Source organism: Dielma fastidiosa (assembly GCF_000313565.1).
GTDB classification, from domain to species: domain Bacteria; phylum Bacillota_I; class Bacilli_A; order Erysipelotrichales; family Erysipelotrichaceae; genus Dielma; species Dielma fastidiosa.
Genome location: NZ_HE578925.1, coordinates 217199 through 224193, shown reverse-complemented (window position 1 = coordinate 224193; position 6995 = coordinate 217199). Strand labels below are relative to the sequence as shown.

The 6995-nt window shown below is 38.7% G+C and carries 7 protein-coding genes and 2 pseudogenes; 2 read left to right on the top strand and 7 right to left on the bottom strand.

Annotated features, from left to right (window positions below; translation table 11 throughout):
- Nucleotides 1–7: 7 nt before the first annotated feature.
- The 3 genes from nth to DAHG_RS06800 are packed head-to-tail and all read right to left on the bottom strand — an operon-like array spanning nucleotide 8 to nucleotide 1619.
- Nucleotides 8–640 carry an endonuclease III gene (gene nth, locus DAHG_RS06810; RefSeq protein WP_022937598.1) on the bottom strand — a complete coding sequence of 211 codons (633 nt, stop codon included), beginning with the start codon at nucleotides 638–640 and terminating at the stop codon, nucleotides 8–10.
- Entirely contained in the window at nucleotides 640–1173 is a 534-nt protein-coding gene (locus DAHG_RS06805) for a DnaD domain-containing protein (protein ID WP_022937597.1), read from the bottom strand. Before DAHG_RS06805 ends, nth begins: the two co-directional genes overlap by 1 nt.
- On the bottom strand, nucleotides 1170–1619 hold the full coding sequence (locus DAHG_RS06800) for a hypothetical protein (protein WP_026880857.1): 450 nt from the start codon (nucleotides 1617–1619) through the stop codon (nucleotides 1170–1172). The genes DAHG_RS06805 and DAHG_RS06800 overlap by 4 nt, the downstream gene beginning before the upstream one ends.
- Before the next feature lie 108 nt (nucleotides 1620–1727).
- On the opposite strand from DAHG_RS06800, the gene DAHG_RS06795 reads away from it, so the two are divergent.
- Nucleotides 1728–2228: a hypothetical protein gene (locus tag DAHG_RS06795; protein WP_022937595.1), complete on the top strand. Its 501-nt coding sequence runs from the start codon at nucleotides 1728–1730 to the stop codon at nucleotides 2226–2228.
- A gap of 81 nt (nucleotides 2229–2309) precedes the next feature.
- Nucleotides 2310–2357, top strand: a pseudogene (locus tag DAHG_RS22130) (hypothetical protein); the annotation flags it as partial.
- 9 nt (nucleotides 2358–2366) lie between these two features.
- Here the strand turns inward: DAHG_RS22130 and DAHG_RS06790 are convergent.
- From DAHG_RS06790 to DAHG_RS06775, 4 genes and pseudogenes are all read right to left on the bottom strand, one after another.
- Nucleotides 2367–3224 (bottom strand): annotated as a pseudogene (locus DAHG_RS06790) (serine hydrolase domain-containing protein); the annotation flags it as partial.
- A 19-nt stretch (nucleotides 3225–3243) separates the two neighbouring features.
- Entirely contained in the window at nucleotides 3244–4119 is an 876-nt protein-coding gene (locus DAHG_RS18990; protein ID WP_022937593.1) for a MerR family transcriptional regulator, read from the bottom strand.
- 161 nt (nucleotides 4120–4280) lie between these two features.
- Nucleotides 4281–5720, bottom strand: coding sequence for a family 1 glycosylhydrolase (locus tag DAHG_RS06780; RefSeq protein WP_022937592.1), 1440 nt, complete (start codon nucleotides 5718–5720; stop codon nucleotides 4281–4283).
- A 13-nt stretch (nucleotides 5721–5733) separates the two neighbouring features.
- The gene (locus DAHG_RS06775; protein ID WP_022937591.1) at nucleotides 5734–6984 is read right to left on the bottom strand and encodes a PTS sugar transporter subunit IIC; all 1251 of its coding nucleotides are present in this window, start codon (nucleotides 6982–6984) and stop codon (nucleotides 5734–5736) included.
- Nucleotides 6985–6995 lie beyond the last annotated feature (11 nt).

Below are 6995 nucleotides of genomic sequence, written 5' to 3'. Positions count from 1 at the left end.
TGATCAGCTAACTGACAGCTTCAATTTTTTTTCGTTTACATATTGACTGAAATGGACAGCGCTCACATTGAGGATTTCGCGCCATACATAAATATCTGCCAAAGAAGATAAATAAATGATGACTCTTATTCCAGCGTTCTCTTTTAATCTTACGTTTTAATTTTTTCTCTACTTCAAGCACACTGTCATCCGGTTTCGCTAATCCCAGTCGTTTGCTTACCCGTTCAACATGGGTATCAACAGCAATGGCCGGTACATTAAAAGCAACGCTGAGCACGACATTTGCCGTTTTTCTTCCGCAGCCAGGCAAAGCAGTCAATTCTTTCATAGTCGAAGGCACTATGCCTTGATGCTTCTCTACTAACGCAGCAGCGCAGCCCTTGATTGAACGCGCCTTATTGCGGTAGAGACCAATTGAATGAATGTATGGCTCAATCTCACTAAGCTCAGCCTTCGCCAATAGCTGTGGGGTTGGAAAGCGCTCAAACAAGGCGGGTGTAATCTTATTCACTGACACATCGGTTGTCTGCGCGGATAAAATTACAGCAATCAATAATTCATACGCATTTTTATGAATCAATTCACATTCAGCATTTGGAAAAATCAATTCAAGTTCATCAAGTATTTCATCCGTTGTCATTATTTATCCCCACTTTCATATTTCTCAGCTGTAATCCCCTTGCGCTGCCATTCATAAAGAATTTTATCGATGTAGTCAAAGCTCCATTTTTTATTAATTGAAGCCTCTCGAAGCGCATAACTGATTAATTTCAATTCATAAGTTTTTATCCAATCACTTAACCGCTGCAGTTCAATCTGTGTCAAAGGCCGTTTAAATTCATTCTCAAACATTTCAAACAAGGTTTCATTAAACTCCATAGCCTCTTCACTATGTTCAAAAATACCATCTAAATTAAATTCTAAAGTTCGATTCGTAAAACTGATCTTTAAATATCCCTTCTCACTTAAACCATTGATAATTTCATCTATCCGATCCACATCCACCTTCAGCTTTTGCGCAATAGATGCCGCTTCAATCGTCTGTTTATGATCATTATAAAACTGAATCAGCAAAACAACCATTCCCTCTTCAGCATTCAGATTGATCGTTTCAAACTCACTCAGGATATAACTGATCCGATCAATGTAATCCTTCTCAAACCATTTGCTCATACCAGCTTCTCCTTCATATAATAAACTACTTCAAGTGTATCATAATCAAGATACAAATAAGTACCCTTTTGCTCAAATACATATACAGCATTTTCATAACCATAGCCATAAACCGGCGCAATGTCACTGAAACCATATTCAGCCGCGATTCGCAGCGCTTCAGTAGTTTGTGCCGACGCTTTTGTTTTTGACTGAATCAGCTCGCCAAACTGATTAAACCAGTAAATCTTTTCCGCATCTGCTGCTGAATATGTCACATAACGAAAACTATGACGATAAAAATCCTCACACTGCGGGTATTCTTCCTGTATCTTTAAAATCATCTGTTTTTCTTCAGCCTCTGCCTTAATAGCCGGCCCGCTGATATTGAGCGCATAATTAACAACAATCAGAATCAGCAGCAGCAAGACCATAAACAACGATATTAATTTACTCTGTATTTTCAAAAGCGAATCATTCCTTCCAACCTTCGTCTCCTCTATTATACATTAAGTTAAGGGTTATTGTCATAAAATCTTGGTTATGTTAAAATAAATAGTACGGGGTGATTTATTATGAAAAAAACGCTTAAGATTGCCGCTGTCGCAGTAGCAATTTTCGCCATCCTTGCCGCCTTATCTTTGCTGTATACTTACATGAAGCTGCAAAAAGTAAATTTAAGTGTCGTAAATGCTAAACTTTATAAAGAAAGTGAAATAACAGATGTATTTGAAGCTGCTGAGGATCATACGATTTATGTATTTGTCTATGATTCTGAGAACGAAGATTGTATCTATCTTGATGAAGTTATGCTTAGGCAGATCAGCAATGAGAACGGTGAAATTCACTTCGATGAAATTTATAAAATAAATTATAAAGATTCATCCTCTACCTACAACAATCAAATCATAAAAAATCTCTATTCAATAGAGAGTATCCCAGCCATTGTCAAAGTAAAGAAACTTGACAGCGGTTATGATATCCTAGATACTTTTGAATGGTCAGCAAATACAAAAACGGATATTGAAAATCTGACGGCTTTCCTGAAAAGAAATGAATTGATACCTGTTAATTAACGTGCAAAGGCACGTTTTTTAATATAAAAAACCGCAAAAGCTGCGGTTTCAGCATCAGCCGATAAAAAGCGGCTCAATAGTATTTTTTATAAATGCGAGGCGGTCTTTCGCACGGGGAACAAAGAGCGAGGTAATGGCTATAACCAAATCATGCTCAGCATTATAATAGATCACGTTGCCGCCGTCTCCAACCGCTGCCGCTGAGTGCTTCTCTTCATCAATAACCCACCAAAGATAACCATACGCCAGCTTTTCCTGTTCCCAAAAATTTTGTCTTTTTGTACTCATCTTTACCCACTGCTCAGAAACGATTTGTTTGCCTTTCCAAAGACCGTTATCTAAATATAACTGACCGATTTTAGCCATATCTAACGTAGATAGCGTTAAGCCCCAGCCACCGGCGTTTAGACCCGTCAAATCAGCTGCCCAGCCGTTGATATCCTTAGCCTTATTGAAAGCCATCTGTTCTTCTTTGCTGTTAAAATAAATACTCTTTTCGACATTGATTCCCAAAGGTTCAAAAAGGTATTCTCTGGCAAATTCCAACACTGTCTGGCCGCTGGACCTGCGTAAGATGCCGGTAAAAATATCCGGGCCAATCAAGGGTGTATAGTTAAAGGTTTTGACAGGTTTTCGGCCGCCTAATAAGTCCAGCGTAAATTGCAGCCAGTCATCACTCTTAAAATATTTCAAATAAGGCGGGATTCGATATTTAAATGGTGCCTGCATGATCAGCAAGTCACGCAAGGTTATCTGCTGGATCAGCTTCTCGCCTCTTTTAATCACATATTCAGGAAAGAAATCAAGCACCTTCTGATCAATGCTTTTAATGAACCCTTGATCTAATGCAATGCCGATAAGAATTGAAACAATGCTTTTGGTTACGGAATAAACATGAACCATACTTTCAGCATCACAGCCATTAAAATATTGTTCAAGCATAAGCTGACCCTTTTTCATAACAACAATTCCGGCTGTATTCTTGTAATCTTTCATAACACAATTCTCAATTATTTTATACTGCTCCTGATTTATCATAATACGCATTTTCCTTTCGATTCAGCACATTCTCTTTTTTTCGGATTGGCAGATAAACTTCCGTGATCAGCTCATCATAGCTTTCAACCTGAGAAGGATCGTTAACATAGACCTCAAATAAGGCGTCCTTACTTTCATAACCTTCCTGATTGATCCAATCACTCTGTCTGGCATATACAGAAGGCAGATTATCATAAGAACCAGTCAGTACACTTTTCAAACAGAGGCCAGGCAAAAAAGCTCTGGTGCCGGTTACCCGCTCTTTGATCGGTATCGCAAATTCAGTATCCATCCCACAAGGGCTGAATTCATCACTGTGAAAAAGCACCATCGGCGCTGCTGCACATGTCAGCTGATCCTGCACAATTTTTCTGAATAAGGCAGCGAAACAATCCTCATACGCTGCTGGAAAGTCTGCCTGCTGAACTAGCTTGCGGATTGACAGAAGATTCATTTCAGGAACCTCTGTGAGCTGCACATCGATATCCTCCAAATATGAAAGGATAGATTTACCTTCCTTTAAAATCACTAAATCGTGATCCAGCTGATCAAGGGTACCATTCATCGCCTGGATCTGCTTTTCCATTTCTAGTTTGCGCTGTGATAAGGCCAAATAAAGCTGATCGCTGAAGTTATTTTCTGATTGAATCAATGCCTTGATCTGTTCTAATGAAAAGCCATAATTCTTTAATCGCTGAATAATCAGCATCGTTTCAAGCTGATTCATAGAATAGTAACGATAACCGGTTTCACGATTAATAAGCTCTGGCAATATTAAGCCAATCTCAGCATAATAACGCAATGTTTTCGCAGAAACCTTACATATTGCTGAGAATTCACCAATTGTCAGCATAAAGCCACCTCCTGTCTAAATCAATGGTACACCTTGCCCTAAGGGCAAAGTCAATATCAGAAATACAAGGAGTATAACATGATTAAAAATAGATTGCCATCTAATAGAAACAAGAAAAAGATTCCTTTTCAGTGACTTAAACTGTAGAGGAATCTTTAATTTTATTCAATACTCTCGCCATTGCTGGCGATTACTTCTTTATACCAATTGAAAGACTTCTTTCTGTATCTGTTGAGTGTCCCTGACCCATCATCCTGTTTATCAACGTAGATAAAGCCATATCGTTTCTTCATCTCTCCAGTTGTCGCACTGACTAAATCAATCGGTCCCCACATCAGATACCCAAAACAATCAACATCATCTTCAATAACTGCTTTTTTCAATTCTCTGATATGATCATTCAAATATTTAATTCGATAATCATCAATAATTTCATTATTTGCAGTGACCTCATCAGCAGCTCCTAGACCATTCTCTGTGATAATGATCGGCAGGTTATACCGCCGATAAACAAGGTTAAGCATATATCGCAAACCCTTTGCATCAATCGGCCAGCCCCAGTCGGATACTTCAAGGTAGGGATTGATATAACCGCCATGCAAGCCGCGGTTTTCAGACGTTTGTTTGGTGTTAAGCGTCGATGACATTTCACTTTGATAATAGTTAAAGCCTAAGAAATCCAATCTGCCCTCAAAAAAGAACTTTTCATCTTCCTCAAGAATATTGATATTTATATCATTGCTGATATATTCATTTATTTTATATTGAGGAAATTGACCAAAACACATAGCGTCAACTTGATAGAAATCACGCATCGTCTGTTTAAAAGCCGCTAAGACATCATCCGGATGCGGTGTTGCCGGATAAAATGGTGTAATGCCAAATACACAGCCCACTTTATTATCAGCGTTGATATTACGGGCTAAACAAGCAGCTTTCACGCTCGCTAAGCTCATGTTATAACCGATGTTCGCAAGTATCTGTTTAGGATTTTCCAGTTCAGAATACTTAATACCAGCCACTAGATAAGTAAACATATCGGAGGCCTTACTCATCGGATCAACATGGTTTAATTCATTAAAAGTAACCCAATACCGTACCTTATTGTTTAATGCCTTAAACATCGTTTCAGCAAATTTCAAATACAAATCAATAATTTTGCGATTTGCCCATGAACCGTATTGCCGGACAATTTCAACCGGCATTTCAAAATGATAAAGCGTAACCATCGGCTCTATTCCATAGCTCAGCATTTCATCAACCAGCCGCTGATAGAATTCTATTCCCTTTTGATTAGGAACTTCTTCATCACCACTTGGATATATCCGAGACCAGTCAATAGAAATTCTAAGACAATTAAATCCCATTTCAGCAAATAATTTAATATCTTCTTTATAACGATGATAAAAATCAATGCCCTCATGAGATGGATAGATTTTGCCAGGCTCAACCTGTTTTGTAAACTCACGCGGCACCCCATAGCTGCCCTGCGTTGCCAGATCCATAATCGCCAGCCCTTTGCCATCCTCCTGATAAGCGCCTTCACATTGATGCGCGGCAATACTTCCGCCCCATAAAAAATTTTCTTTTAAAGTTTTCATTTGTCCCTCTCAATTACTGAATTGCTTCATTCTGTTCAGCGCTCAGCTGGGCAGCCAATTCTTTTTTCTCAACATATTTAAAGAATGGATAATAAATAATAACACCGATTACCAGCATCACTAATTGGAATACCGCAGCCCGCCAATCACCGCCGGTAACTAGGAAACCATTTAATACTGGCGGTGTCGTCCAAGGAATAGCTACTACCGGCATACCAATCAAACCCATACTGCAGGCAAAATAATATAATGTTGTCGTTACTAACGGAGCTAAAATATAAGGAATCCACATAATTGGATTAAAAACGATTGGGAAGCCAAAAGCCACTGGCTCATTAATTTCAAAAATACCTGGAATAATTGACAGCTTTCCTAACTGGTTATACATTTTCACTTTTGACCGCAGCATTAGTAATACTAAAGCAATCGTAAGGCCCGTGCCACCCATCCAGAAGCCAAAATACTGAAATCCATAAGCACCGATATGAGTTACGGTTTCGCCAGCCTGCCAAGCTGCTGTGTTTTCAGCCAATAAAGCATACCATACAGGATAAGTTAACCCTGAAATAACCGATTCATTGATTCCGCAGCACCAAAGCGCTAAGGAAACAAAAACTACTAACAGCATACCCGGCAGAGTATCCAAGCCTCTGACTAATGGACTGAAAACCAGAGTCAAAATAGCGTTAAGATCTAAGCCTAAAATACTTGTTAATACCCAGAATAAGGTAATCACCACAAAACCCGGAATCAATACAGAAAATGAATCAGCTACCATGGTAGGAACGCTGGCGGGCAATTTAATCGTAATATTATTCTTCTCAAATATTTCAATGATTTTGGTAGAAATCAATGCAATCACAATTGCCAAGAATAAGCCAGTTGAGCCAAAATTAGCCGTACTGATCGTACCATCCAGCTGAGTCTGCGTAATTACAAATGCAACCAGCGAAACAAAGCCTGCCGACACTGGTTTTACACCCAACTGTTTCGCAACGTTATAAGCCACTGAATAAACCGCAATAATTGCCATCAAGCCCATGCATACAGTGTTAGGAATATTCAAATAAGCACTGTAAGGTTCAATAAAATTTGTCCAGGCTTTAACCGGAAAACTTGTAATAATCATGAAGATACTGCCAATAATCGTAAATGGAATAATGGCTGCGATACCATCTCTTAATGCAACTATGTATTTATTTGATCCGAATTTATTTACAGCTGGTAATAATGTCCCCTCTATGAATGTCATTAGTTTTTTCATAATCTTTCCCT

What these genes read in the sequence shown, in the direction of transcription:
- DAHG_RS06775 (WP_022937591.1), bottom strand. Translation starts at nt 6,984, where the DNA reads ATGAAAAAACTAATGACATTCATAGAGGGGACATTATTACCAGCTGTA.
- DAHG_RS06795 (WP_022937595.1), top strand. Translation starts at nt 1,728, where the DNA reads ATGAAAAAAACGCTTAAGATTGCCGCTGTCGCAGTAGCAATTTTCGCC.
- DAHG_RS06780 (WP_022937592.1), bottom strand. Translation starts at nt 5,720, where the DNA reads ATGAAAACTTTAAAAGAAAATTTTTTATGGGGCGGAAGTATTGCCGCG.
- nth (WP_022937598.1), bottom strand. Translation starts at nt 640, where the DNA reads ATGACAACGGATGAAATACTTGATGAACTTGAATTGATTTTTCCAAAT.
- DAHG_RS06805 (WP_022937597.1), bottom strand. Translation starts at nt 1,173, where the DNA reads ATGAGCAAATGGTTTGAGAAGGATTACATTGATCGGATCAGTTATATC.
- DAHG_RS18990 (WP_022937593.1), bottom strand. Translation starts at nt 4,119, where the DNA reads ATGCTGACAATTGGTGAATTCTCAGCAATATGTAAGGTTTCTGCGAAA.